22 protein-coding genes and 1 tRNA gene are annotated in these 26,212 nt (G+C 70.6%); 11 read left to right on the forward strand and 12 right to left on the reverse strand.

Going from position 1 to position 26,212, the window contains the following annotated elements; genetic code table 11:
• Positions 1 to 40: 40 nt before the first annotated feature.
• The 3 genes from hpaE to ABG090_RS03710 all read right to left on the reverse strand — a co-directional run bounded on the left by hpaE (position 41) and on the right by ABG090_RS03710 (position 3,815).
• On the reverse strand, positions 41 to 1,534 hold the full coding sequence (hpaE, locus tag ABG090_RS03700; protein WP_347756520.1) for a 5-carboxymethyl-2-hydroxymuconate semialdehyde dehydrogenase: 1,494 nt from the start codon (positions 1,532 to 1,534) through the stop codon (positions 41 to 43).
• A gap of 68 nt (positions 1,535 to 1,602) precedes the next feature.
• Positions 1,603 to 2,304, reverse strand: coding sequence for a GntR family transcriptional regulator (locus ABG090_RS03705; protein ID WP_347756522.1), 702 nt, complete (start codon positions 2,302 to 2,304; stop codon positions 1,603 to 1,605).
• Positions 2,301 to 3,815: a fumarylacetoacetate hydrolase family protein gene (locus tag ABG090_RS03710; RefSeq protein WP_347756523.1), complete on the reverse strand. Its 1,515-nt coding sequence runs from the start codon at positions 3,813 to 3,815 to the stop codon at positions 2,301 to 2,303. The genes ABG090_RS03705 and ABG090_RS03710 overlap by 4 nt, the downstream gene beginning before the upstream one ends.
• Before the next feature lie 180 nt (positions 3,816 to 3,995).
• Here ABG090_RS03710 and ABG090_RS03715 point away from each other — a divergent pair, with 180 nt between their 5' ends.
• Positions 3,996 to 5,396, forward strand: coding sequence for an MFS transporter (locus tag ABG090_RS03715; protein ID WP_347756525.1), 1,401 nt, complete (start codon positions 3,996 to 3,998; stop codon positions 5,394 to 5,396).
• Positions 5,397 to 5,584: 188 nt separating this feature from the next.
• Positions 5,585 to 6,988: an aldehyde dehydrogenase family protein gene (locus ABG090_RS03720; protein WP_347756527.1), complete on the forward strand. Its 1,404-nt coding sequence runs from the start codon at positions 5,585 to 5,587 to the stop codon at positions 6,986 to 6,988.
• An 82-nt stretch (positions 6,989 to 7,070) separates the two neighbouring features.
• Here ABG090_RS03720 and ABG090_RS03725 read toward each other — a convergent pair whose 3' ends face one another.
• The 7 genes from ABG090_RS03725 to ABG090_RS03755 all read right to left on the reverse strand — a co-directional run bounded on the left by ABG090_RS03725 (position 7,071) and on the right by ABG090_RS03755 (position 14,072).
• The gene (locus tag ABG090_RS03725) at positions 7,071 to 7,847 is read right to left on the reverse strand and encodes an SDR family oxidoreductase (RefSeq protein ID WP_347756529.1); all 777 of its coding nucleotides are present in this window, start codon (positions 7,845 to 7,847) and stop codon (positions 7,071 to 7,073) included.
• Positions 7,847 to 8,611, reverse strand: a complete 765-nt coding sequence (locus tag ABG090_RS03730; protein WP_347756531.1) for a MoaF C-terminal domain-containing protein — start codon at positions 8,609 to 8,611, stop codon at positions 7,847 to 7,849. The genes ABG090_RS03725 and ABG090_RS03730 overlap by 1 nt, the downstream gene beginning before the upstream one ends.
• 36 nt (positions 8,612 to 8,647) lie before the next feature.
• The gene (locus ABG090_RS03735) at positions 8,648 to 10,714 is read right to left on the reverse strand and encodes a primary-amine oxidase (RefSeq protein WP_347756533.1); all 2,067 of its coding nucleotides are present in this window, start codon (positions 10,712 to 10,714) and stop codon (positions 8,648 to 8,650) included.
• Between the two features lie 62 nt (positions 10,715 to 10,776).
• Entirely contained in the window at positions 10,777 to 11,775 is a 999-nt protein-coding gene (locus tag ABG090_RS03740; RefSeq protein WP_347756535.1) for a helix-turn-helix domain-containing protein, read from the reverse strand.
• Between the two features lie 92 nt (positions 11,776 to 11,867).
• The gene (locus ABG090_RS03745) at positions 11,868 to 12,620 is read right to left on the reverse strand and encodes a sulfite exporter TauE/SafE family protein (RefSeq protein WP_347756537.1); all 753 of its coding nucleotides are present in this window, start codon (positions 12,618 to 12,620) and stop codon (positions 11,868 to 11,870) included.
• A 7-nt stretch (positions 12,621 to 12,627) separates the two neighbouring features.
• The gene (locus ABG090_RS03750) at positions 12,628 to 13,338 is read right to left on the reverse strand and encodes a helix-turn-helix domain-containing protein (protein WP_347756539.1); all 711 of its coding nucleotides are present in this window, start codon (positions 13,336 to 13,338) and stop codon (positions 12,628 to 12,630) included.
• Between the two features lie 101 nt (positions 13,339 to 13,439).
• Positions 13,440 to 14,072: an MBL fold metallo-hydrolase gene (locus tag ABG090_RS03755; RefSeq protein WP_347756541.1), complete on the reverse strand. Its 633-nt coding sequence runs from the start codon at positions 14,070 to 14,072 to the stop codon at positions 13,440 to 13,442.
• 82 nt (positions 14,073 to 14,154) lie between these two features.
• On the opposite strand from ABG090_RS03755, the gene ABG090_RS03760 reads away from it, so the two are divergent.
• Positions 14,155 to 15,045 (forward strand): diacylglycerol kinase family protein, encoded by an 891-nt coding sequence (locus ABG090_RS03760; RefSeq protein ID WP_347756543.1) that lies wholly within the window; start codon positions 14,155 to 14,157, stop codon positions 15,043 to 15,045.
• 83 nt (positions 15,046 to 15,128) lie between these two features.
• Positions 15,129 to 15,201 (forward strand) — tRNA-Glu (locus ABG090_RS03765).
• A 53-nt stretch (positions 15,202 to 15,254) separates the two neighbouring features.
• Here ABG090_RS03765 and ABG090_RS03770 read toward each other — a convergent pair.
• Positions 15,255 to 17,150 (reverse strand): FAD-binding monooxygenase, encoded by a 1,896-nt coding sequence (locus ABG090_RS03770; protein ID WP_347756544.1) that lies wholly within the window; start codon positions 17,148 to 17,150, stop codon positions 15,255 to 15,257.
• A gap of 504 nt (positions 17,151 to 17,654) precedes the next feature.
• On the opposite strand from ABG090_RS03770, the gene ABG090_RS03775 reads away from it, so the two are divergent.
• The gene (locus ABG090_RS03775) at positions 17,655 to 18,503 is read left to right on the forward strand and encodes a hypothetical protein (protein WP_347756546.1); all 849 of its coding nucleotides are present in this window, start codon (positions 17,655 to 17,657) and stop codon (positions 18,501 to 18,503) included.
• 96 nt (positions 18,504 to 18,599) lie between these two features.
• On the opposite strand, the gene ABG090_RS03780 is transcribed toward ABG090_RS03775, so the two are convergent.
• On the reverse strand, positions 18,600 to 19,607 hold the full coding sequence (locus ABG090_RS03780) for a malate dehydrogenase (RefSeq protein WP_347756548.1): 1,008 nt from the start codon (positions 19,605 to 19,607) through the stop codon (positions 18,600 to 18,602).
• 205 nt (positions 19,608 to 19,812) lie between these two features.
• Between ABG090_RS03780 and leuC the strand changes: the two genes are divergently transcribed.
• Genes leuC through ABG090_RS03810 form a run of 6 tightly spaced genes read left to right on the forward strand, consistent with a single transcriptional unit; the run spans position 19,813 to position 26,156 of the window.
• Entirely contained in the window at positions 19,813 to 21,279 is a 1,467-nt protein-coding gene (gene leuC, locus ABG090_RS03785; RefSeq protein ID WP_347756550.1) for a 3-isopropylmalate dehydratase large subunit, read from the forward strand.
• A 1-nt stretch (position 21,280) separates the two neighbouring features.
• Complete coding sequence (gene leuD, locus ABG090_RS03790) at positions 21,281 to 21,889, forward strand: 3-isopropylmalate dehydratase small subunit (RefSeq protein ID WP_347756552.1); 609 nt, start codon at positions 21,281 to 21,283, stop codon at positions 21,887 to 21,889.
• A gap of 41 nt (positions 21,890 to 21,930) precedes the next feature.
• Positions 21,931 to 23,247 (forward strand): UDP-N-acetylglucosamine 1-carboxyvinyltransferase, encoded by a 1,317-nt coding sequence (gene murA, locus ABG090_RS03795; RefSeq protein ID WP_347757471.1) that lies wholly within the window; start codon positions 21,931 to 21,933, stop codon positions 23,245 to 23,247.
• Complete coding sequence (locus ABG090_RS03800; RefSeq protein WP_347756553.1) at positions 23,247 to 24,050, forward strand: lysophospholipid acyltransferase family protein; 804 nt, start codon at positions 23,247 to 23,249, stop codon at positions 24,048 to 24,050. The genes murA and ABG090_RS03800 overlap by 1 nt, the downstream gene beginning before the upstream one ends.
• Positions 24,043 to 25,041, forward strand: coding sequence for an NAD(P)H-dependent glycerol-3-phosphate dehydrogenase (locus ABG090_RS03805; protein ID WP_347756555.1), 999 nt, complete (start codon positions 24,043 to 24,045; stop codon positions 25,039 to 25,041). Before ABG090_RS03800 ends, ABG090_RS03805 begins: the two co-directional genes overlap by 8 nt.
• A 2-nt stretch (positions 25,042 to 25,043) precedes the next feature.
• Complete coding sequence (locus tag ABG090_RS03810; RefSeq protein WP_347756556.1) at positions 25,044 to 26,156, forward strand: D-alanine--D-alanine ligase family protein; 1,113 nt, start codon at positions 25,044 to 25,046, stop codon at positions 26,154 to 26,156.
• The last annotated feature ends 56 nt before the right edge of the window (positions 26,157 to 26,212 follow it).

Here is a 26,212-nt window from a genome sequence, read left to right on the forward strand (position 1 = left end):
GCTTCTCCTTCGAAGTGTGTGGGGTCGGTGACGGGGCGGCTCAGGCGGATGCGCCGAAGCGGGCCGTGTGGACGTCGCCGAGCGTGATGTGCACGGCCTGCTGGTCGCTGTAGAAGTCGAGCGAGCGGTAGCCGCCCTCGTGCCCCAGCCCGGAGGCCTTGACGCCGCCGAACGGGCTGCGCAGGTCGCGCACGTTGTGGCTGTTGAGCCACACCATGCCGGCCTCCACGTTCTGCGAGAACAGGTGCGCGCGGCGCAGGTTGCTCGTCCAGATGTAGGCGGCGAGGCCGTAGCGGGTGTTGTTGGCGAGCTCGAGCGCCTCCTCGTCGGAGTCGAACGGCGTGATCGAGACGACCGGGCCGAAGATCTCCTCCTGGAAGATGCGTGCATCCGGGGCGACATCCGCGAACACGGTCGGCGAGACGAAGTTGCCCTCCGGGAACGCGTCGGGACGGCCACCGCCGGCGAGCAGGCGGCCCTCCTGCTTGCCGATCTCGACGTAGGACATGACCTTGTCGAAGTGCTCGGGGTGCACGAGCGCGCCGACCTCGGTCTTCGGGTCGTGCGGGTCGCCGACCACGATGTTCTTGGCGCGCTCCGCGTAGCGCTCGAGGAACTCCTCGTAGATCGAGCGCTCGACCAGGATGCGGCTGCCGGCCGTGCAGCGCTCGCCGTTCAGCGAGAAGACGCCGAAGAGGGTCGAGTCGATCGCCGCATCGAGGTCGGCGTCGGCGAAGACCACGGCGGGGCTCTTGCCGCCGAGCTCCATCGACAGCGCCTTCAGGTGGGGCGCGGCGTTGCCGAAGATGAGCTTGCCGGTGCTGCTCTCGCCGGTGAACGAGATGAGCGGCACGTCGGGGTGCTTGACGAGCGCGTCGCCGGCGGTCTCGCCGAAGCCGTTGACGAGGTTGAAGACGCCCTTGGGCAGCTCGGCCTCCTCGAAGATGCCGGCCCACAGCGACGCCGAGAGCGGCGTGAACTCGGCGGGCTTCAGCACCACGGTGCAGCCGGAGGCGAGTGCGGGGCCGAGCTTCCAGGACTCGAGCATGAACGGGGTGTTCCACGGCGTGATGAGGCCCGCGACGCCCTTGGGCTTGCGGTTGACGTAGTTCACCTGGCTGCCGGGCACCTTGTAGGTGTCGTCGCGACCAGCCACGATGAGGTCGGCGAAGAAGCGGAAGTTCTCGGCGGCGCGCTGCGCCTGACCGCGTGCCTGCGTGATCGGCAGGCCGGAGTCGAACGACTCGAGCTGCGCGAGCTCCTGGTCGCGCGACTCGACGAGGTCGGCGATGCGGCTGAGGATGCGGGCGCGCTCGCGGTTCTTCATGCGCGGCCACGGGCCCTCCTCGAAGGCACGGGTGGCGGCGGCGACAGCGAGGTCGATGTCGGCCTGCTTGCCGGAGGCGGCGACGGTGTAGTCCTCGTTCGTGACCGGGTTCAGCACGCCGAAGGTGTCGCCATCGACCGACGGCACGCGCTCGCCGTCGATGTAGTGGGGGATCAGGTCGGGGATGCCTGCGGGCTGGTTGGCCATGATGGCTCCTTCTCGGTCGGGTCTCTCGGGTGGGGACGTGTGCGGATGCCGCGCGGTCGCGGCGAGGCTCAGTCGGTGGTGCTGCTGGGGCGGTGGAAGTAGGCCTCGGGCGTCGCGAGCCGGTGCTCGCGCACCGCGAGCTCGATGCTGCGCGGGTCGGCGCCGGCTTCGATGAGCGCGAGGATGGCCTCGTGCTCGTCGACGGACGGCAGCGCTCTGCCGGGCACGAACGAGAACGTCGACTGGCGCAGTCGAGCCAGGCGCCGCCAGCAGGTGTCGATGACGTCTCGGAGCACCGTGTTCGGGGCCACGTCGCTCAGTCGGCGATGGAACGCCTCGTTCAGCGCCGTGAACTTCACGGGGTCGAAGGCCGCGAGCGACTGGCGCATCTGCTCGTTGATCGCCCGCGCCTCGTCGACATCGGTCTTGGAGTAGAGCCCTGCGGCCAGCGAGATGGCGGCGCCCTCGACGAACGAGAGCGTCTCCATGGTGTCGTGGTACTCCAGCTCGTCGATCTCGGCCACGCGCGCGCCGATGTTCCGCTCGAAGGTCACGAGCCCCTCGGCCTCGAGGCGGCGGATCGCCTCCCGTACGGGCACCACGCTCATGTCGAGCTCCCGCCCGAGCGCGTCGAGCACCAGCCGATAGCCGGGGGAGTAGGTGCCGTCGACGATGCGGTCGTGCAGCAGCGTGTAGGCACGCTGCGACTTCGACGGTGCGAGGCGGATGCTCATCGCGGCATCCGTCTCGGCCTTGCTCCGCTGCGTCATCGCGCGTCCGCATCGTGCTGCGTGGCCTCGTACTTCGCGCGCCACTCGGCGTTCATGGGGAAGAGGCCGTCGAGCCGCTCGCCCGCATCCATCTGCTGGGCGATGTACTCCTCGGCGCGCTCGGCCTCGATGCACTCTGCGACCAGCTCGCGCACGAGCGCCGGCGGGATCACCAGCACGCCGTCGCCGTCGGCGACGATCACATCGCCCGGCTGCACGGTGGCACCGCCGCAGCCGATCGTCTCGTCGAAGCTCCACGGCACGTGGAGCCGGCCGAGCACTGCGGGATGACCGCCACCGTGATAGGTCGGCACGCCGATCTCGGTCACCACGTCGAGGTCGCGCACGCCGCCGTCGGTGATGATGCCGGCCGCGCCGAGGTGCCGCGCGCGCAGCGCCAGGATGTCGCCGAGCGTGCCGGAGCGGTTGTCGCCGCGCGCCTCGATCACCACCACGTCACCGGGGTGCAGGTCGTCGAACAGGCGCTTCTGCGCGTTGTACCCGCCACCGTGGCTCTTGAACAGATCCTCCCGGTTCGGCACGTAGCGCAGCGTGCGCGCGGTGCCGACGATGCGCTTGCCGGGCTGCGTCGAGCGCAGGCCGTCGATCGAGACGTTGTTGAGGCCGCGCTTGCGGAGCGCGGACGAGAGCGTCGCGAGCGCGATCGTGGAGAGCTGCTCGCGAAGCTCCTCGTCGAGCACGGGCGGCGCAGACTCCTGGAAGTCGGCGATCGGGCGGCCGGATGCATCGGCCCACTGCTCCGCCGTCGGCTTCGGCTGCGCCGAGTACGCGGGCAGGCGCTGGTCGCCGACGCGCACGGTCGACGCGAGTCGGCCGGTGGAGACCTGCTCGCCGTGCAGCGTCGTCGCCGTGACCTCCACCTCGACCGTCTGGCCGGGGGAGAAGGTGGAGGCGTTCGCGGGCGTGCCGGTGAGGATGACGTCGCCGGGCTCGAGCGTGACGAGCTGCGAGAGATCGCTGACGATCTGGGCGAGCGAGAAGATGAGCGTCGAGGTCGAGTCGGCCTGCACGAGCTCGCCGTCGAGCCAGGTGCGCACCTCGATGGCGTTCGGGTCGAGCCGCGCGGCATCCAGCAGACTCGGCCCGATGGGGGTGAAGCCGTCGCCGCCCTTGGAGCGGATGTTGGCGCCCTTGTCGGCCCACCGCAGGTCGAACACGCCCAGATCGTTGGATGCGGTGACGTGCGAGACGTGACCCCACGCCTCCGCTTCGCTCACCGCGCGCGCCGCCGTGCCGATGACGATCGCGATCTCGCCCTCGAAGCCGAAGATCTCGGTGCCGGCCGGCGCGACGACCTCGCCGCCCGTCGAGAGCGAGGTGGCGGGCTTCAGGAAGTAGCCGGGGGCCTCCGGTGTGCGGCCCTTCTGGGCAGCGCGCGCCGTGTAGCCGATGTGCATCGCGAAGACCTTCGACGGTCGCGAGCCGAGCAGCTGCCAGGCGTCGACGGCGGTCTGAGGGGCGCCCCGGTGGGGCTGCGACGATGCATCCATGCGGGCATCGTATACGATTACAAATCTGGTCTGCAAGAGGTTCGCGGGAGGTTCGCCTCCACGCCGCTCGCGAGACCAGGCGCGCCGCGACATGCCCTCTTGACGGTCGTGGACGAAATCGTATATGTTCCTGCCAGTCCTCGGCCCAGGCCGCTCCCCGCTACTGACGAAGGAGTCAGCGTGTCCCACAGCCCGACGCACACGAGCTCGAGCGAGCGCAACAAGGTGCTCGCCGCCGTCGTGGTCGGTACCACCATCGAGTGGTACGACTTCTTCATCTACGCCTTCATGGCGAATCTGGTCTTCGCGCAGCTCTTCTTCGAGCCTGCGGGGCCGGGCCTCGGCCAGATCATCTCGCTGGTCACCATCGGCATCTCGTTCCTGTTCCGGCCGCTGGGCGCCTTCCTCGCCGGCCACTTCGGCGACAAGCTCGGCCGACGCCCGATGCTCGTGATCACGCTGTTGCTCATGGGTGCGGCGACCACGCTGGTCGGCGCGCTGCCCACCTACGAGCAGATCGGCATCCTCGCGCCCATCCTGCTCATGCTGCTGCGCATCCTGCAGGGCCTGTCCGCCGGCGGCGAGTGGGGCGGCGCCGTGTTGATGGCGATCGAGCACTCCCCGAAGCACCGTCGCGGCCTGTTCGGCTCGTTCGTGCAGTCGGGCGTGCCGCTGGGCATGCTCATCGCGACCGGCGTGCTCGCCGGCGTCCGCGCCCTGTTCCCCGGCGACTCGTTCCTCGAGTGGGGCTGGCGCATCCCGTTCTTCGTCTCGATCATCCTCGTGATCGTCGGCTACATCGTGCGTCGCACGGTCGAGGAGTCACCGGTCTTCCTGGAGATCAAGGAGACGGCCCAGCAGGAGTCGGCGCCCATCAAGCAGGTGTTCACGAAGTACGGCACGATCGTGCTGCTCTGCGCGATGGTCTTCATGGGCAACAACGCGGTCGGCTACATGACCACCGGCGGCTACATCCAGGGCCTGGCATCGCGGCCCACCGACGCGGGCGGCTACGGCTTCGACCCGGTCGGCGTGCAGCTAGCGAACCTCGCGGGTGCCGTGTCATGGCTGGTCTTCACGTTCCTCGCCGGCTGGCTCTCGGACCGCATCGGCCGCAAGCCGCTCTACCTGATCGGCTGGGCGGCGCTCGCGGCGGGCGTCGTGCCGCTGTTCACGCTCACCGCGCAGGGCGTCGGGGGCGTGGCGATCGCCACGACGATCCTGGGTGTCGGCCTCGGCCTCACCTACGGCGCGCAGGCGGCCTGGTACGCCGAGTCCTTCCCGGCCTCGGTGCGGTTCTCCGGCGTCTCGATCGCGTACGCCATCGGCGCCGTGTTCGGTGGCGCGTTCGCGCCCACCATCGCGCAGGCGCTGCTGGAGGCGACCGGCTCCACCTGGTCGATCGTCGTCTACCTGCTCGGCATGGTCGTGCTCGCCGTCGTCGGCACGCTGCTGCTGCGCGACCGCTCGCAGATCCCGCTCACCATCGAGTTCGAGCACGGCGGGCACTGGGAGGACTGGAAGAAGGGCGACGGCGAGCCGACCGAGGTCGGCGTCGGCGCCGCACGCGACAACCGCTGAACCGAGCGCCCGAGCGCATCGGGCATTCGCGAAGGGGATCGGCTCCGGCCGGTCCCCTTCGTCGTGCTCCCGCAGGCGGGCCGGAGCACCGTGCACGATTGCGCAAGCGGTGTGCGCGCACAACATGGCAGTGCCCGCGAGCCCGATGCGACGATGACGACACCCTGTTCGATGGAGAGTGAGGAACCATGGAGACCACCGAGTCCCTGCTGGCCGCAGTCAGCGCATCCGATGGCATGCCGGTCGTCGACCCCGCAACGGGCGAGGTCTTCGCCCACGCGCCGCGATCCACGGTCGACGACCTGGAGCGCGCGATCGACGCGGCCAAGGCGGCGCAGCCGGCGTGGGCGGCGAAGACCGACCAGGAGCGCTGCGCGGCGCTCGCTGCCGCCGCCGACGAGGTGGAGGCGAACGCTGAGGCGCTCGCACAGCTGATCGCGCGCGAGCAGGGCAAACCGCTCAGCGGCCCCGGCGCGCGCTTCGAGGTCGGCGCCGTGGTGGGGTGGCTCCGCGCCACCATCGCGACCGTGCTGGAGCCCGAGGTCGTCGTCGATGACGGCGAGGCGAAGGCCACCATGTACTACCGCCCGATCGGGCTGGTCGGCGCGATCGGACCGTGGAACTGGCCGGCGATGATCGCGACCTGGCAGTTCGCGCCCGCGCTGCGGATGGGCAACGGCGTCGTCATGAAGCCCAGCGAGTACACGCCGCTGAGCGTGCTCGCCACGGCGCACCTCGTGAACCGGCACCTGCCCGAGGGCCTGTTCACGGTGCTCGCGGGCGATCGGGAGCTGGGCGAGGCGATCAGCAGCCACCCCGCGTTCGGCAAGCTTACGTTCACGGGCTCGGCGAGCACGGGCGAAGCGATCATGCGCGCGTCGGCCGACAACCTCACGCGCCTCACGCTCGAGCTGGGCGGCAACGACCCGGGCATCGTGCTGCCGGATGTCGACGCCAAGGCGATCGCCGAGGGCCTGTTCTGGGGCGCCTTCATCAACACCGGCCAGACGTGCGCGGCGCTCAAGCGGCTCTACGTGCATGAGGACGTCTACGACGACGTGGTGCGCGAGCTCGTCGCGGTCGCCGGCGCCATGCCGATGGGCGCCGGCACGGATGAGCAGAACGTGCTCGGCCCGCTCACGACCGAGCAGCAGTTCGACGTCGTCGACCGGCTGGTGGAGGACGCCAAGTCGCGCGGCGGCAATGTGCTGCTCGGCGGGGAGCCCGACCGTGACGCGAAGGGCTGGTTCTACCCGGCGACGCTCATCGACGGCCTCGACGACGATGCGGCACTGGTGTCAGAGGAGCAGTTCGGTCCCGCGCTGCCGATCCTCAAGTACCGCGACGTCGATGACGCCATCGAGCGCGCGAACCGCGGCGAGGCGGGCCTGGGCGCGAGCGTCTGGTCTGCCGACCCGGCGGCCGCGCGCGAGGTCGCTGCCCGCATTGAGGCCGGCTCGGTCTGGATCAACTCGCACGGCACGATCCACCCGATGGCACCGTTCGGCGGCGTGAAGGGCTCCGGCTACGGCCTGGAGTTCGGCGTCGACGGCCTCAAGGCGATGGGTGTGCCGCAGGTCATCCACGGCTGATCGCGGGGACGAAGAAGCGGGCCCCAGCCTCTCGGCGGGGCCCGCTTCGGCGTTGCGTCGCGGGCGTCTGCGCAGGCGGTCGCTACCCGAAGGCCAGCGTCGGCACGTCGACGACGTGCGCGCCGCCGTCGACCAGGATGGTCGAGCCGGTGAGGTAGGAGCTCGCGGGGCTGGCGAGGAAGCTCACGAGGGTGGCGATCTCAGCAGGCTCCGCAGCGCGACCGAGCGGCACGTCGCGCGTGACGAGCGCATACGCCTCATCGACCGACGCGGCGCGCCCCTGCTCGACGAGCACACGCATCTCGTCGTCGGCCATCGGCGTGCGCACCCAGCCGGGACACACGGCGTTGGCGCGCACGCCGCTGCCGCCGCCGTCGCGAGCGATCTGCCGCATCAGCCCGAGCAGCGCGTGCTTGCCGACCGTGTAGCCGGTGGTCTCCGGCGCCGCGCGGATGCCCGCGAGCGACGAGATGATGACGATCGAGCCGCCGCCGTCGGCCAGGGCCGGCAGCGCCGCGCGGCAGGCGACGAACGCGGTCGTCAGGTTCGCCTGCAGCGACGACGCCCACTCGTCATCGGTGGTCTCGGCGACCGAGGAGTATCCGTGGCCGCCTGCGCTCGTGACGAGCGCGCCGAGCGGACCGGTCTCCAGCGCGCTCCGCACGACCTCGTCCATCGCGCGCCCATCGGAGGCGTCCGCCGCGACCGCACGGATGCGGTTGGGCGCCAGCGCCGCCGTCTCGTCGAGCGGCTGCGCGCGGCGCCCGGTGATGACGACGTCCCACCCCTCTGCGGCGAGCTGCAGGGCGACGGCACGGCCGATGCCGGTGCCGCCTCCGGTGACGATCGCGCACGTCATCAGGACGAACCCGGAGTGAGGTACGCGGTGGTGTTCGCGACCTCGAATCGGCTGCCAACCGGGAAGACCGTGGCGTTGCCGGGCTCGAACGCGTCGTCGCCGAAGATCGCGCCGTCCGTCCGCAGCTGCTGCAGATCGATGAGCACCGCCCCGAGGGTCGGCACGATCTTCTCCCGCCAGACGAACAGCACGAGACCGTCGGCGACGCTGATCGCGTCGCACGCGTCGGTGTCGGCGAGGCCCGCCTCGACGCCCGAGAGGCAGTGCCAGGTGTATCGGTGCTCCGAGAGGTAGATGTGCTCGTAGGACTCGGTAAGGGAGTAGGTGTACCGGTTGCGCATGCCGACGAGCTCGCGGGTCGGGGCGTGGAGCCGCCCGCCGCGTTCGAGCCGGCCGTGCCGGAAGGCGGCGGCAACCCCGGTCGGCTCCTCGCCGCGCTGTACTCGCGTCCAGGCGCTCTCCCGCGCCGTCGCCTCGTCGGGGAGCCGGGCGGAGACCCGCGTGTAGCCGCCGTCCGCGAGCACGAGCAGCTCGAGGCCGCGCGGGCCCGAGAGCTGCCGCACGAGCAGCACCCCGGGCCGCACCGACGTGACGTGGGCCGCGCCACGCTCCCCGCCGAGGTCGGCCGTGCCGTCGTCGCCGAACGACACCTGCTCGCCGTCCAGGTCGAGCGTCCGACCCGCCAGATCGTCGACCGTCGGCAGCACGTCGCCATGCACCTCCATGCCGCGACCGAGATCGCCGACCGAGATGAACTCGCTCATCGCATCCTCCCGATGTGCTCGCCGCGGCCGCGCCGCTCAGCGGACAGCAACGTGGTCCTCGCCGTCGTCGCCGTGGTGGCCATGGTGCCCGTCGTAGTCATGCTCGGGCTCGCCGTGCGCCGAGTGCCCGTGGTCGCACGAGCACGCTCCGGCCGCGCAGCCGCAGCCGCCGCCCGCCTCCGGCACGTCGAGCGCCGGGTTGCGGTCGAGGAAGCCGTAGGGCTTCAGCCAGAAGCCGGAGTAGTCGACCGGCATGATGGGCCAATCCTCGGGGCGGGGGATGTGCGAGAGCCCGAAGGAGTGCCACACGACCAGGTCGGCGCCGTCGACGTCGCCGCCGGCCGCGACCGACTCCGGCAGGCCTGCGCCGCCCGAGTGCTGGTTCGGGTACCTGCCGGCGGGGTACAGGTCATCGTCGCGGTGCGAGGTCACCCAGAGGTGCTTCGATGCGAAGGTCGCCCGATCGTGCACGGTCGACTCGGGGTCGGCCATGAGCGTCGCCTTCGCCTCCGGGATGAGCTGGAACTCGGTCGGCCTGCCCACCGCGTTCGTTCGACTCGACGAGCCGATGTGCCAGGTGCGTCCCACCGCGCCGTCGCCGAGCACGCCGGCGGCCTCGCTCAGCCGGTCGCGGCGGTGGCCGAACGCGTTGCCCCACGGGTTCTGGTCACCCATCGGAACGCGCACGAGATCGACCTGGTCGACGTAGTTGTCGGTGCCGTCGATGTCGAAGTCGAGACGGGCGCAGAAGATGTGCTGGTGGATCGGCGCGAACAGCGCCGGTGCGATCTCGGTCGCGTGCGGCAGGATCGCGCCCGGCTCGTCGGCGCCGCAGAAGACGATGCCGGTCGCCTTCGCCTCGAACTGGATCGAGCCGTCGAGGTAGAGGTACCAGAAGAAGCCGTAGTCGTAGTTGCCGACGGTCGCCCAGTAGGAGACCACGAGCCGTCGCGAGCGGCGACCGTGCGTCGTCTCGCCGTCGAGCTCGCGGTGCTTCCAGAGCACGCCGTAGTCCTCCTCGTGCATGCACACCGCGCGCGGAATCGTGATCGGCTCACCGGTATCCGCCGCCACGTGGGCGTCGAAGTAGTGGATGGCGCCGAGGCAGTCGCAGCCCAGCTGCTGCGCGTTGGCGTTCTTGCCCAGGTTGTACTCGCCGGCGTCGAAGTAGCTGATCCAGCGACGCGTCTCGCTCGTGTCGCCGTAGGGCACCACCATCTCGGGCACGCTCGCGCGGTGCAGCACGGGGCGCAGCTCCTCGCCGTCCTGCCATCCGAGCTGGTGCAGCACAAGCCCTTCGCGCATCGAGAAGCCGATGCGGAAGCGCCACTGCTCCCAGGTCACCGCATTGCCGTCGACCGAGAAGCTCGGACCCTCCGGCATGGTGATGTCGATCGGCTTCAGGCTGGTGCGGCGCTCGCCGACCGAGGCGTCGTCGTAGTTCGCGTCGAGCTGCGGCAGCGGCACCTGGCGCTCGTCGACCAGCTTGACGACCTTGCGCTCGGTGACGTCGACGAGCAGCACGAGGCCCTCGACGGGGAACGACCAGGGGTTGTCGCCCTCGGCGGGCGGCATGAACGTGAGCGAGCGCATCATGCGCTTGCCGACCTCGTCGGGCTCGTTGAACTGGCCCGGCGCGAGCGGCACGACCAGCGCGCGCTCGAGGCCATCGAGGCCGCGCGCCTCCATCGCCCGGCGCCACCCCGCATCCGCCTTCACGACTTCGTCGACGAGCTCGTACTCCTCGAACAGGTAGGGCGGCTGCCCGAAGGGCGCTTCGCCGGTCGGCAGCGTCTCGATCGACTCCAGGCTGTCGTCGTCGAGCGCGACCACGGCTTCGCGGACGCGCCCCGTCTCGGTGTCGAGCAGCGTCGAGAGCACGCGCCGACCGAGCGGGTCGCCTGCGCCCCACTGCGCGAGCTGCGCCTTCGGCGGGTCGAGCAGCACCTGCAGCGGGAACCGCGTGTCGGGCTGCAGCTCGCCGGCGTCATCGAGCACCGAGCGCACCCGCTCGATCTCCGTGGGCGCCAGCGGAGCCAGCGGATGCGTCACCTCGGTCAGGTTCGAATCGCGCGCGCCATGCGTGTGCGTCGTGTCGGGCATGAGACCTCCTCGTCCAGCGTGGCCTCCACGCTAGGCGGGCGGTGTCGGCACCCGCTTGCCCGTCAGCGCAGGCTGCTTGCTTCCGCCCGCTCGTCGGGCACCATGGCCGGCTCGAGCGCCGTGGCGAGCCGATACTCGCTCGGGCTTTGCCCGAAGGTGGTGCGGAACAGGCGGGAGAAGTGGGCGGGGTTCACGAGCCCCCAGCGCGCTGCGATGCTCGCGATCGGCAGCTCGAGCAGCTGCGCGTCCGCGAGGTCGCGGCGGATGTGCTCGAGCCGGCGCTCGCGGATCCAGCCGGCCACGGTGATGCTGTGCTCAGCGAAGACCGCGTGCAGGTGCCGCGTCGAGATGTAGTGCGCCGCGGCGATCGTAGCGGGCGACAGCGACGGATCGGCGAGCAGCCGGTCGATGGTGCCGAGCAGCTCGTGCAGCAGCTGTCGCTTCGGGTCGCGCCGCACGCCGTGCTGCAGCTGCGTCGACACGAGCGTCATGAGCAGGTCGAGCCCGGTGCGGGCGAGGCGCTGCCCGTGCTCGCCCGGCAGCTCGGCGAGGCTCTTCGCCAGGTCGACGAAGAACGAGTTGACGACGCGGCCCAGCGGCGACTCGAGCGGGAAGGCGGTCGCGGTGACCTCGGCGAGCTCATCGCGGGGCAGATCGAGGTAGCCGATCGGGAACGTGAAGACCAGCAGGCTGGTCGTGCCGTCGAAGCGCAACGTGTACGGGCGCGACGTGTCGTAGATCGCGAGGTCGCCGGGGTGCAGCAGCGCGACCCGACCATCCTGCTCGATCAGCTCTTCGCCATCGAGCTGCAGGCTCACCTTGATCAAGTCGCTCGGGCTGCGGCGCACGAGCTTGGGCGTGCGGGCCACGACGCTCGCGGTGTGCGTGATGCGGAAGACCGACACCTCGCCGATGTCGATGCGGCTGGCTTGCGCCCAGAACTCGTCGTCACCCAGCGGATGCACGTCGAGCGGCACGAAGTTCGTCGCGACCTCACGGCGCCAGCTCATGATGTCGTGCGTCTCGCCCTCGAGCGGCGGGAAGTCGAAGATGTCGGCCAACCTTTCCTCAGCGGCCGCGCCAATGGGGCCCCGGCACCAGACTAGCGGCGGCGAGGAAGGGGCAGGATGCCCGCGATCGCGCGCCCGAGCGCTCAGCCGAGCAGCGCGACCGAACCGGCGATGATGAGCGAGACGCCACCCAGCAGCGAGAGCGCGATGATCGACCAGCGCACCGCCGTGCGGTTCACCCGATGCGCGAGCCGGTCGCCGAGGATGACGCCGGCCGCGACCGGCGCCACCATCGCCACCCAGCCCCAGAGCGGCCAGTCCGGCGCGCCCTCGGGTGCGACGAACGGCCGGACGACGACGATCATGCCGCTCACGATCGTCCAGAAGGGCTGCATCGTCGCGACGAAGGTCTTGTCGTGCCATCCCGACACGAGCGAGTAGAGGCCGACGATCGGCGCGCCCATGCCGACGCTCGCGTTCAGCAGGCCGATCGATGAGCCCGCCGTCAGGCGCAGGCCAGGGCCGTCACGATGGCGGGCAGTGCTGGTCACCCCGACCGAGACGATCACGCCCGCGACCGCGATCGCTCCGACGACCACGCGCAGCAGATCGGTGTCGAGCGCCTGCGCGATGAGCAGCCCCGGCACCATGAGCGTCACAGCGGGCACGAGCAGCCACGCCAGTCGACGCCAGTCGACGTCGTGCCAGACGCGCGGCAGGATGATGAGGCACGCGACGGCGCCATACAGGTTCACCACCAGCACCGCGGCCAGCGGGCCGGCGATGAGCGCCACGACCGGGGTCACGATGAGGCCCCAGCCCATGCCGATCATGCGCTGACCGGCGGCACCGAGGAGCACCGCGACGGCCGCGATGGCGAGTGAGAGCAGCTCCATGACCCCGCTAGCGCAGGTCGGCCTCGATGGCGCGGGCGGTGCGCTGCACGGCTTCGCCCAGCGCGTCCGCGTCGGGCTCGCCGACCGTGACCACGGCGACCGACGCATCCGTGGTGCCCCGCGCCCGCAGCGGCGCGCCGACCGAGGTGATGCCCTGGATCACCTCGTTGGCGCTGACGGCGAAGCCGCGCGAGCGGACCCGCTCGACTTCGGGGTGCATCGGCTCGTCGTGGCCGAGCTCGCGCCACACGGCATCGCTCAGCATGGACTGCAGGGCCACGCCGGGGGCGCCGAGGGCGATGGGGTGCCGATGGCCGGGGTGCTGGGCGACGGATGCGTTGACGCCGCGAGGCACGGCGGTGACGAGCGTGACGGCGTCATCGCCGTCGCGCACCGCGAGGAAGGCGGTCACGCCGAGCTCGTCGGCGAGCTGCTGCAGGTGGGGGAGCGAGGCCGACTGCAGGTCGTGCTCCACGTCGCGCGCGAGCACCACCAGCTGCGGCCCGAGCGAGAGGATGCCGGCGGCGTCGCGGACGACGAGCCGGTGCTCCTCGAGGGTGCGCACGAGCCGGTAGGCGACCGATCGGTGCACGCCGAGCAGGTCGGCGAGCGACTGGATGGACTGGCCGCCGTGATCGGCGAGCAGCGAGAGGGCAGTCAGGCCGCGCGAGAGCGTCTGCGAGCCGCTCGCTGGCTTGGCCGCCGAATGCTCGGGCATCGTCGCTCGCTCTCGTCATCGCATCCGTCGTGATGCTTGTGCTCAAGCATAGAACAGGCCGTTCAGCTATGGAGAAGCCGGGGCGGGGGAAGCGGCGTAAGTCAGACCTCGATCGAGTCGCCCGGCTGGAGTCGGTGGTGCTCGCCGCCTGCCGCGGTGACCGCATCCTCGATCCGTGCGTGCGCCATGCCGAGGCCCATCTCCGACAGCGGCGCATCGTGCACGGCGAAGGTCCCGCGCGGTGCGACCTCTGCGACGAAGTCCATCACGTCGCCGATCTTCAGCCACGGCGCGCCGGCCGGCGCGGCGAGCAGCTCCACGGGCACATCGGGGGCCGCGTAGGAGTCGCCCGGGTAGTAGAGGCGCTCGTTCACCAGCACGCCGAGGTTGTCGACGAGCGGGATCGTTCGATGGATCTCGGCGTGCTGACCGCCGAAGAAGCGCAGCCGGAAGGGACCCGCGGTGACGCGCTCGCCTGCCTCGACGACCTTGACGTCGAAGCCTTCGGCGGCCGCGGCGACGCCGGCCGGGCCGTAAATCGGCACGGTCGGATGCGCGGCGCGCAGCGCCGAGAGATGCTCGGCGTCCCAATGGTCCGGGTGCTCGTGCGTGATGACGATCGCGACCAGGCCCGGTGCCGACACGGGGCCGGTCTGGTTGCCCGGATCGATCACGAGCTGCTGGCCTTCGTCGGCCAGGATCATGCAGGCGTGCTCTCGCTTGGTCACTCGCATGTGCTCCACGATAGGCGGTGCGGCACCGACGCGGCGAGCCCAGGAGGTCTGACTGCGGCGACGCGCCACGTACGCTGGCTCCGTGCAGATCGTGGTCGCGTCGAACCCCGCAGCGCGGTTCGGCCGCTCCGAGGCTGTCGGCGCGCTGGTCGCGGCGCGCATCGCCGACCTCGGCCATGACGTGCAGCACATCGTCGCCGTTGACTTCGCCGGGCAACTGGAGCAGACGCGCTTCGCCATGATCCAGGCCGAGGTGCTCGTGGTGGTCGGCGGGGACGGCATGGTGCATCTCGCGGCGAACATCGTGGGTGGCACCTCGAAGCGGCTGGTGATCGTGCCCTCCGGCAGCGGCAACGACCTGGCGGCGACGCTCGAGCTGGGGTCGACCGGCCACGTCATCGACTCACTCGAGGCGATCCTCGCGAGCGAGCCCGATCGCATCGACCTGGTGCGCATCGAGCATCCCGACGGCGTCACGCTCGCCGCCGGGATCGTCTCGGTCGGCTTCGACGCCGACGTGAACGTGCGCTCCTTCCGCTTCGCGAAGGTGCCGAGCCGCTTCCGCTACCAGGCTGCGATCCTCGCGACCCTGCTGCGGCCGAAGCACCGCACCTTCCGCGTCAGGCTCGATGGGGGAGCCGAGCGCACCTGGCGGACGCTCATCGCCGCGATCTCCAACAACCGCATCTTCGGCGGCGGCATCCCCATCGCGCCCGGCGCCGACCTGCGCGACGGCAAGCTCACCGCGGTGTTCGCGGACGAGCTCTCGTACCCAGCGTTCCTGCGGGTGCTCAGCAAGGCGATCCGCGGCCGGCACGAGTCCGACCCGCGCATGCACATCGTCGAGTGCGAGAGTGCGGAGCTCGCGAGCGAAGAGACGGTGATCGTCTGCGCCGACGGCGAGATCGTGGGGCGACTGCCGGTGCGCTGCAGCATCATGCCGGGTGCGCTGCAGGTGCATCGCGTCGCCTGATCCGGGCTGCGGTCGACCCGATTTGGCACACGGCCGAATCGTGTGGCAAACTATCCAGGTTGCAAACGCAAGATGCGCAGCACGGCCCCATCGTATAGCGGCCTAGTACGTCGCCCTCTCACGGCGGTAACGCGGGTTCGAATCCCGCTGGGGTCACAGACGAAGAGCCCCGGTCCACGGACCGGGGCTCTTTTGCGTGCTCGGGGCGCTCAGCGCGCGGCGGGCAGCAGCGCGCCGCGGAAGTACGCGGCGAGCTCGTCCTTGGCGGTCAGCGGCAGCACGGCCGCCACGTACTGGTCGGGGCGCACGACCACGATCGCACCGTCGCGCGAGATGCCGCGCGCGTCGAACACGTCCTCGTCCTCCAGCGTCGCGAAGACGTTCTCGAGGTTGATGAGCTCGAACGGTCCGACGACCGGCTTGAACGCGTCCGGCACGTCGGTCATGACGACGTCGTGGTGCCCCTGCTGGTAGATGACCTTGATGTCGAACAGTGCGCTCGTGTCGCGCCCCGCGGGGGTGTGCACGGCGATCGGCGACTCGGGCGAGCCGTGCAGCCACTCGGCCAGCTCGCGCGTGGCGGATGCGTCTGCGGGCTTCGCCTGATCGGCGAAGACGTAGATGCGGTAGCGGCCGTCGGCGGTGTGCTGGTGGCCGAGGTGCAGCGGGTTGGTGTCGCACACCCGCGCCACGCGCGCCGACTTGAAGCGCTTGCCGATCGGGTAGCCGGTCGCCAGCTCCTGGTGGGTGGCGTCGCCGACGATCTGCGACGGCTCGTACTGGGTCATGAACCCGGCCGGGAACTCCGCCGTGGAGGTGTAGAAGTCGGAGACCGCCTGCGGGTTCTCGAACTCGCTGACCGGCTTGGCCATCAGCGTCGACCACTCCTTGTCGAAGTCGATGAGGTTCTGTGCGACGACCTGCCGCTCACCGGAGTAGGTGTCGAGCAGGCTCTCGGGGGCGCGGCCGTCGAGCACGTGGCCCAGCTTCCAGCCGATGTTGAAGCCATCCTGCATTGATACATTCATGCCCTGTCCGGCCTTGGCGCTGTGGGTGTGGCACGCGTCACCGGTGATGAACACCCGCGGCGTGCGGGTGCCGCGATCCTCCGGCAGCACGTCGTCGAAGCGGTCGGTGATGCGGTGGCCGACCTCGTAGACGCTGCTCCAGGCGACGTTCTTCACGTCGAGGGTGTAGGGCGCGATGATGTCGTTGGCCTTCTGGATGATCGCCTCGATCGGCGTGCTCCGCACCGTGCCGTCGCCGCCCTCGGGCACCTCGCCGAGATCGACGTACATGCGGAAGAGGTAGCCGCCCTCGCGCGGAATCAGCAGGATGTTGCCGCCCGACGACGACTGGATGGCGCACTTCGTGCGGATGTCGGGGAAGTCGGTGACAGCGAGCACATCCATGACGCCCCACGCGTGGTTCGCCGACTGGCCGACGAGCTTGCAGCCGATCGCGCGCCGCACGTTGCTGCGTGCGCCATCGGCGCCGACCACGTACTTGGCGCGGATCGTGCGCTCCTGCCCCTCCTGCTCGTGCGCGGTGCCGCGCAGGTGCACGAGCACCGGGTACTCACCCTCGTCGGTCACCTCAACCCGCTCGCACTCCCAGCCGAAATCGGGCGTGACGCGGCCGGGTGCATTGCACGCGGCCTCGGCGAAGTAGTCGAGCACGCGTGCCTGGTTCACGATCAGGTGCTTGAACTCGCTGATGCCGGCCGGGTCGTCGAGCGGGTTGGAGGTCTTGATGATGCGCGACGAGTCCTCGGGGTCGGGGCTCCAGAACGCCATCTCGGTGATCCAGTACGCCTCGGCGGTGATCGACTCGGCGAAGCCGAAGGCCTGGAACGTCTCGACGCTGCGCGCCTGGATGCCGTCGGCCTGGCCGATCGCCAGGCGCTCGCCGCGGCGCTCGATGATGCGCACGTTCACATCGGCGAACTGCGCGAGCTGCGCGGCGGTGATCATGCCGGCCGGGCCCGTGCCGACGATGAGCACGTCGACCTCGTCGGGCAGCGCTTCCGGCCGATCAAGGCCGATGCCGGCGGCGGGCTGGATCCGCGGGTCGGTGGACACGTATCCGTGGTGGTGGAACTGCACGGGTGGTTCCTCACTCCTATGTGAGACGACGCAAGTCATCGCGGGGTGCTGTTCTCTATATGAACACGCACTTCGATTATCGCTCTCGAGCATAGGGCGGCCGCCCAGAACTGACAAGCGCCGCCCGCGGTTCGCCCGCCGCACGCCCGCCGCCGGCGCCGCGGTCCCGAGCAGAGGACGCATCGACGATCGGTCACGAGCGGAGGACCGATCGTCCTCTCCGGGCGACGCATCCTCTGCCCGAGACACGTCGGTGCCCGCCGCACGCCCGCCGCCGGCGCCGCGGTCCCGAGCAGAGGACGCATCGACGATCGGTCACGAGCGGAGGACTGATCGTCCTCTCTGGGCGACGCATCCTCCGCCCGAGACACGTCGGTCCGTCCGCCGCGCCCCTGCGCGGCCCACCACCGCGCGCGGCCACCGCAGCGCGTTGTCCAGAGCGCGTTGTCCACCGCTCAGCTCCTCGCGGGCACGCGCGCGAGCGCCGCAGTGCATCCTGCACGGATGCGCGACCTGAGTACCGACATGCGCGCGGCCGGCGGTGCCGCCACCCGAAGCGCGCTTCGAGCGCTGGGCCATTCGAGTCGCAGGATCCGCGCTGCTGTCGAATCGGGCGAACTGCGGCGCATCGGCCGCTCCTGGGTGGTGCTGCCCGGAGCGGATCCGACCATCGTGGAGGCGCTCACGGCCCGAGGCGTGCTCGGCGGCGCGACGGCGCTGCGCAGCTACGGCGTCTGGGTGACGCACGTGCCCGTGCTCCAAGTCGCGACCGCACCGAGCAGGGGAACCGAGGCCATCACGACCGCCGAACGCATCTGGGAGCCGTACGAGCCGGATGCGCGGGCGTGGCGCGTCACCGTGCTCGATGCGCTCGTGCAGCACAGCAAGCGCGTGCCGCGCGACGATGCGATCGCGTCGATCGACAGCGCGTGGCATCAGGGGCTCGTGGGAGAGCCGGCGATCGACGAGCTCTTCCGCAGGCTCCCGCGGCGCTGCAGCGCGTGGCGCCGGCTGCTGGATCCGCGCGCCGAGTCGGGACTCGAGTCACTCGTGCGGGTGCCCTGCCGCGATCGCGGCTGGAGGGTGGAGTCGCAGGTGCCCGCCCCTGGCGGCGGGTTCAGCGACCTGCTCGTGGACGGCTGGCTCTACGTCGAGGCCGATGGGTCCGAGTGGCACGACAACCCGCAGCAGGCGGCGAAGGATCGGCGGCGCAATCGCGCGATCACCGATCGGGGCGATCGCTGGCTGCGCTTCGGGTACGCGGATGTGGTGCACGACCGCGACCGCACCATCGCCTCCATCGCGTCCGTGCTGTCGCAGGGTCGGCCCGGCGGCCGGCCGCCACCGTTCTGAGCGGAGGACACGTCATGAGGAGAGGACGTCTCGTCCTCTGCTCGGACCAACCCGCGAATTGATCCTCTGCTCGGGAGCAGGGAGGGGAGGGCTGGCTCAGCCGAGGTAGCCGAGCTCTCGCACCGCGTCGCGCTCCGACGCGAGCTCAGCGACGGAGTTCTCGAGCTGCTCGCGCACGTCGGCATCTATCGAGAGTCCCTCCACGATCGACCAGTCGCCGCCGGCCGTCGTGACGGGGAACGAGGAGACGAGCCCCTCGGGCACGCCGTACTCGCCGCGGGAGATGACCGACATCGACGTCCAGTCGTCGGCGGGTGTGCCCTGCACCCAGTCGCGCACGTGGTCGATGGTGGCCGACGCCGCCGAGGCCGCGGAGGAGGCGCCGCGCGCCTCGATGATCGCGGCCCCACGATTGGCGACCGTCGGCACGAACTCCTCCTTCACCCACGAGCGCTCGACGAGATCGACCGCGGGCTGACCGGCAACGACCGCGTGCGTCACGTCGGGCACCTGCGTCGCCGAGTGGTTGCCCCACACGATCATGCGCCGCACGTCGGCGACGGCCGCACCCGTCTTCGCGGCCAGCTGCGCGATCGCGCGGTTGTGGTCGAGGCGGGTGAGCGCAGCGAAGCGTTCACGCGGGATGTCGGGCGCCGCGGCCGCGGCGATCAGCGCGTTGGTGTTCGCCGGGTTGCCGGTGACGGTGATGCGGATGCCCGGGTTCGCGTGCTCCTGGATCGCGCGTCCCTGCTCGGCGAAGATGGCGCCGTTGGCGGCCAGCAGGTCGCCGCGCTCCATGCCCTTGCCGCGCGGCCGGGCACCCACGAGCAGCGCGTGGTCGGCGCCCTCGAAGGCCACCGCCGCATCCGCGGACGTGTCGACCGAGGCCAGCAGGGGGAACGCCGCATCGTGCAGCTCCATCACCACCCCCTCGAGCGTCGGCAGCGCCTGGGGCACTTCGAGGATCCGCAGCCGCACCGGCTGATCGGGCCCGAACAGGTCCCCGGCCGCGATGCGGAAGAGCAGCTGATACCCGATCTGGCCTGCGCCGCCCGTGACGGCGACCGTGACGGGCGAGGCGGAGCGGGAGGCGGCGGTGTGCATGGTTCCATCGTGCCCGCCGCCGCTCGAGCGCGCCAGAGACCTCCGCGGCGCCGCGGCGTGCATCCCGCAAGAGCGCGTCCGCCCCAGCGCGGCGCGCGTCCGCCCGCAGCGCGGTGCGTGTTCGCCCGCAGAGGAGCCGCACACCGCCGCGCGTAGACTTGGCAGACGGGCACCTTGGGCCCGTTCGTGTGTGGGAGAGAACCGTATGGGCAAGACGCTGGCCGAGAAGGTCTGGGAAGACCACGTCGTGGTGCGAGGCGAGGACGGCGCTCCCGACCTCATCTACATCGACCTCCACCTCATCCACGAGGTCACGAGCCCGCAGGCATTCGACGGCCTGCGCCAGGCCGGCAGGCCGATGCGCCGCACCGACCTCACGGTCGCGACCGAGGACCACAACACGCCAACGCTCGAGATCGACAAGCCCATCCAGGATCCGACGAGCCGCAAGCAGATCGAGACCCTGCGCCACAACGCCGAGGAGTTCGGCGTGCGCATCCACTCGCTGGGCGACAAGGAGCAGGGCATCGTGCACCTGGTCGGCCCGCAGCTCGGCCTGACGCTCCCGGGCGTCACGGTCGTGTGCGGCGACTCGCACACCTCCACGCACGGCGCCTTCGGGGCGATGGCGTTCGGCATCGGCACGAGCGAGGTCGAGCACGTGATGGCCACGCAGACGCTCCCGCTCAAGCCCTTCAAGACCATGGCGATCAACGTGGAGGGCGACCTGCGCCCCGGCGTGACCGCGAAGGACATCATCCTTGCCGTCATCGCCAAGATCGGCACCGGCGGCGGCGCCGGCTACGTCTTCGAGTACCGCGGCAGCGCTATCCGCGCCCTCTCCATCGAGGGCCGCATGACGATCTGCAACATGTCGATCGAGGCGGGCGCCAGGGCCGGCATGGTCGCGCCCGACGAGACCACCTTCGCTTACGTGCAGGATAAGCCGCACGCGCCGAAGGGCGCTGACTGGGATGCCGCGATCGAGTACTGGAAGACGCTGCCGACCGACGACGACGCGGTCTTCGACAAGGAGATCTTCGTCGACGCGACCGAGCTCGAGCCCTTCGTCACCTGGGGCACCAACCCCGGCCAGGGCGTCTCGCTCTCCGGCGAGGTGCCGTCGCCCGAATCCTTCACCGACCCGACCGACCGTGCCGCCGCCGAGCGCGCGCTCGAGTACATGGATCTGAGCCCCGGCACCAAGCTGAAGGACATCCCGGTCGACACCGTCTTCATCGGCTCCTGCACGAACTCGCGCGTCGAGGACCTCACCGCCGCCGCCGACATCATCCGCGGGCGGCAGAAGGCGGATGGCGTGAAGGTCATGGTCGTGCCGGGCTCGGCCCGGGTGCGGCTCGAGGCCGAGGCGCTCGGCCTCGACAAGGTGTTCAAGGACTTCGGGGCGGAGTGGCGCTTCGCGGGCTGCTCGATGTGCCTGGGCATGAACCCCGATCAGCTCGCGCCCGGCGAGCGCTGCGCGTCGACGTCGAACCGCAACTTCGAGGGACGCCAGGGCAAGGGCGGCCGCACCCACCTGGTGTCGCCGCTGGTGGCCGCCGCGACCGCGATCCGCGGCACGCTCTCGAGCCCGTGGGATCTGCAGCACAGCGACCCCAAGCACGGCCAGAGCCAGCTGACGGATGCGTCGACGACCGGCGAGGAGGCCTGACATGGAGAAGATCAGCACCCTGACCGGCCCCATCGTGCCGCTCGAGCGGTCCAACGTCGACACCGACCAGATCATCCCGGCGGTGTTCCTCAAGCGCGTCACGAAGACCGGCTACGACGACGCACTGTTCCACTCCTGGCGCCAGGATCCCGACTTCGTGCTCAACCAGGAGCCCTACCGCAACGGCGGCATCCTGGTCGTCGGGCACGACTTCGGCACGGGATCCAGCCGTGAGCATGCCGTGTGGGCGCTGCGCGACTTCGGCTTCAGCGCCGTGCTCGGCCCGCGCTTCGGTGAGATCTTCCGCGGCAACGCCGGCAAGCAGGGACTGCTCATCGGCCAGATCTCCGAGGAGACGATGGAGGCGCTCTGGGCCGTGGCCCGCGAGACCACCGGCGCCCAGATCACCGTGGACCTCGAGGCGCGCACCGCGACCGCAGCCGGCGTCACGCATTCGTTCGAGATCGACGACTACACTCGCTGGCGTCTGCTCGAGGGGCTGGATGACATCGCCCTGACCCTCCGCGACGAAGCCGCCATCACGGCGTTCGAGGCGAACCGTCCGACGTGGATGCCGAAGACGCAGCCCGTCAGGGAAGGAACCCAGTGAACTTGACCGAGTTCAGCAAGAACGCCGGTGCCGCCGTCGGCATGAACGTCGACACCATCGCCGTGCGCGGCGGCAAGCCGCTGCGCGGGCGCATCCAGATGAAGGGTGCCAAGAACCTGGTCACGAAGGCCATGGTCGCGGCGCTGCTGGCCGACACCCCCTCCGAGCTGCGCAGCGTGCCCCAGATCAGCGACGTGCGCGTCGTTCGCGGGCTGCTCGAGCTGCACGGCGTCACCGTGGAGCAGGATGGCGACACGCTGCGCTTCGATCCGGCGAACGTGCGCACCGCGCATGAGACCTCGATCAACGCGCATGCCGGCTCCAGCCGCATCCCGATCCTGTTCTGCGGCCCGCTGCTGCACCAGCTCGGTGAGGCCTTCATCCCCGACCTGGGCGGCTGCCACATCGGCGATCGCCCGATCGACTTCCACCTCGACGTGCTGCGCAACTTCGGTGCCGTGGTCGAGAAGCTGCCCAGCGGCATCCGCATGTCGGCCCCGAACGGCCTGCACGGCGCCAAGATCGACCTGCCCTACCCCTCGGTCGGCGCGACGGAGCAGGTGCTCCTCGGTGCCGTCCGCGCGAAGGGCCGCACCGAGCTCACCGGCGCCGCCGTGGAGCCCGAGATCATGGACCTCATCGCGATCCTGCAGAAGATGGGCGCCGAGATCCAGGTCGACACCGACCGCACCATCCGCATCGAGGGCGTCGACAAGCTCGTCGGCTACAGTCACACGGCGCTGTTCGACCGCAACGAGGCCGCCTCCTGGGCGTGCGCGGCGCTCGCCACCAGCGGCGACGTGTTCCTGGAGGGCGCGCGGCAGCCCGAGATGACGACCTTCCTGAACGTCTACCGCAAGGCCGGGGGCGCATTCGAGATCGAGGACGACGGCATCCGGTTCTGGCACCCGGGCGGCGACCTCAAGCCGGTCGTGGTGGAGACGGATGTGCACCCCGGGTTCATGACCGACTGGCAGCAGCCGCTCGTCGTGGCGCTCGCGAAGGCGAACGGCATCTCGATCGTGCACGAGACGGTCTACGAGCAGCGCTTCGGCTTCACCGAGGCGCTCGTCGAGATGGGTGCGCGCATCCAGATCCACACCGATTGCCTCGGCAGCCACGCATGCCGCTTCGGCCAGCGCAACTATGAGCACTCCGCCGTCATCGCCGGCCCGGTCGAGCTGCACGGCGCCGACATCACGGTGCCCGACCTGCGCGGCGGCTTCAGCCACCTCGTCGCGGCGCTGACCGCCGAGGGCACCAGCCGCATCTCCAACGTCGGCATCATCGCTCGCGGCTATGAGCGCTTCATCGAGAAGCTGGAGACGCTGGGCGCAGACTTCGACGTGGTGGCCTGATGACGCTGCCGGGCCATCCACCCAAGGCAGAGCGCAGCCCCGTCTACGTCGGCCTCGCGGCCGCGATCCTCCCGGTGATGGCCGCGATGGCCAAGCTGCACATCCGCGGCAACGAGCACATTCCCGCAGAGGGTGCGTTCGTGCTGTCGCCGAACCACTACAGCGAGATCGATCCGGTGGTGATGGCGGTGGCCATCTGGAAGGCCGGCCGGGTGCCGCGCTTCATGGCGAAGGCGAGCCTGTTCCGCATTCCCGTCGTCGGGCGCATCCTCAAGGCTGCCGGCCAGATCCCGGTGGAGCGCAGCGGTCGGCCGAACAGTCGGTCGGAGCCCATGGATGCGGCGCGCACGCTCGTACGCGACGAGCTGGGCGTCGTCATCTACCCGGAGGGGTCGCTCACGCGCGACCCCGCCCTGTGGCCGATGCGCGGCAAGACCGGCGCCGTGCGCATGGCGCTCGAGGCGGGCGTGCCGCTCATCCCCGCCGCGCACTGGGGCACGCAGCACCTCATGCCGCGCTACGGCAAGGGCATCCGTCCCGTGCCGCGCAAGCACATCGAGATCCTGTTCGGCCCGCCCGTGGACCTCTCGGAGTTCGCGGGCAAGACCGACCAGCGGTCGATGAACCTCGCGACCGAGCGCGTGATGGACGCGATCGCCGGGCTGCTGGGCGAGCTCCGCGGCGAGACCCCGCCGGCGCAGCGCTACAACCCCAGCGCCCACGGCCAGGCCGAGACGGGGCGCTTCATCGACGAGCAGGGCAAGCCGCGCGCCGGTGACGCACAGGAACCGCGGAATGACTGACGCGGTCGTCCTGGGCGCGGGCAGCTGGGGCACGACCTTCGCGAAGGCGCTCGCCGACGGGGGAGCGGCGACCACGCTGTGGGCGCGCAGGCCGGAGGCGGCGCGCGAGATCGACGAGGCGCGGCGCAACACCCGCTACCTGCCGGGCATCACGCTGCCGGCGAGCCTGCACGCGACCAGCGACATTCGCGAGGCGCTGGAGGGCGCGTCGCAGGTGTACCTGGCCGTGCCGAGCCAGCAGCTGCGCCAGCTGCTGCGCGAGCATGGCGACGCGATCGAGCCGGACGCCCCGATCGTCAGCCTCATGAAGGGCGTCGAGGGCGGCACGCGCATGCGCATGAGCGAGGTGATCGCCGAAGAGCTCGGGGTCGACCCGCACCGCATCGCCGTGGTCTCGGGGCCGAACCTGGCGCTCGAGATCGCCCAAGAGCATCCGACGGCCGCCGTCGTCTCGTCCTCCAGCGCCGACACCGCTCGCGCCGTCGCGAAGCGGGCGCGCAACGACTACTTCCACTCGTTCATCAACACTGACGTGATCGGCACCGAGTTCGGCGGGGTGCTGAAGAACCTGGTGGCGCTCGCGATCGGCATCGTCGACGGCGTCGGCTACGGCGAGAACACCAAGGCGTCGATCATCACGCGCGGGCTCGCGGAGGTCACCGACTTCGCGGTCGCGCACGGGGCCGAGCGCGAGACCCTGCGCGGGCTCGCGGGCCTCGGCGACCTCATCGCCACCTGCGCGTCGCCGCTGTCGCGCAACTTCACCGCCGGGCGGCTGCTCGGCATGGGCTACTCGCGCACCGATGTGGTCGAGCGCATGGAGCAGGTGGCCGAGGGCCTCGCATCCGTCGACCCCGTCTCGCAGCTGGCCGCCGCCAAGGGGGTGCGGATGCCGATCCTCGAGCAGGTGAAGCTGGTACTCGACGGCGGGATGGATCCGCGCGACATCGCCCCGCATCTGACCACCGACGACGAGCCCATCGAGGAGTGACCGTGGCCGACCGCGATATCGCAGAGACCACCCGCAAGACCCGCGTCGCGCTGCTGTTCGGCGGGCGCTCCAGCGAGCACACCATCTCGTGCGCCACAGCCGGCAGCGTGCTCGAGCACATCGACCGAGACCGCTACGAGGTCGTGCCGATCGGCATCACCCGTGACGGCCGGCTCGTGCTGCAGCCCGACGACCCGGCGCCGCTCGCGCTCGAGCTGGTGCCAGAGGTCACCGGGGGAGACAGCGTGCGGCTGCCCGAGTCGGCCTCGTCCCGCGAGATGACGGTGACGGATGCCGCGGGTGTCGTCACGGCGCTCGGTGACGTCGACATCCTGTTCCCGATCCTGCACGGCCGGTTCGGCGAGGACGGCACGGTGCAGGGCCTGCTCGACCTGGTCGACGTGCCCTACGTCGGCAACGGCGTGCTGGCGAGCGCGGTCGCCATGGACAAGCACTTCGCCAAGACCGTCATCGAGCACTCCGGCATCCGGGTGGCGCCGTGGATCACGGTCTCGCGGCAGGACTGGGCCGCGGACCGGGACGCGGTGCGCGCGCGGCTCGGCGACTTCCCGATGCCGGTCTTCGTCAAGCCCGCCCGCGCGGGCTCCTCGGTCGGCGTGAGCCGCGTCGACTCGCTGCTCGACTTCGACCGCGCCATGGATCTGGCGCTCGCGGAGGACACCCGGGCGCTGGTCGAGGCGGGCGTCGACGGGCGCGAGATCGAGGTGGGCGTGCTCGGCGGCCACCACGGCATGCGCGCCCGCGCATCGCTGCCGGGCGAGATCGTGCTCGACGAGGGCACCTTCTACGACTTCGACGCCAAGTACCGCGGGCTCGCAACCGCCCGCACTGAGTGCCCCGCCGATCTCGACGACGCGACCATCCAGGCGCTGCAGCAGGCCGCCATCCACGCCTTCGAAGCCATCGACGGCTCGGGCCTCGCGCGCGTCGACTTCTTCGTCTCGCCCGAGCACGGCATCGTGCTCAACGAGATCAACACGATGCCCGGCTTCACGTCGATCTCGATGTTCCCGGTCGTCTGGCAGGCGTCCGGCATCGACTACCGCGATCTCATCACCGAGCTGATCGAGCTCGGTCTGCAGGTGGAGCGGTAGCGATCGAGCTGCTCACCTTCGGTCACGGTCGTCTCGACGGCGAGGGGCTGCGTGCG

This window comes from Agrococcus sp. ProA11 (genome assembly GCF_039880525.1).
GTDB lineage: Bacteria > Actinomycetota > Actinomycetes > Actinomycetales > Microbacteriaceae > Agrococcus > Agrococcus chionoecetis.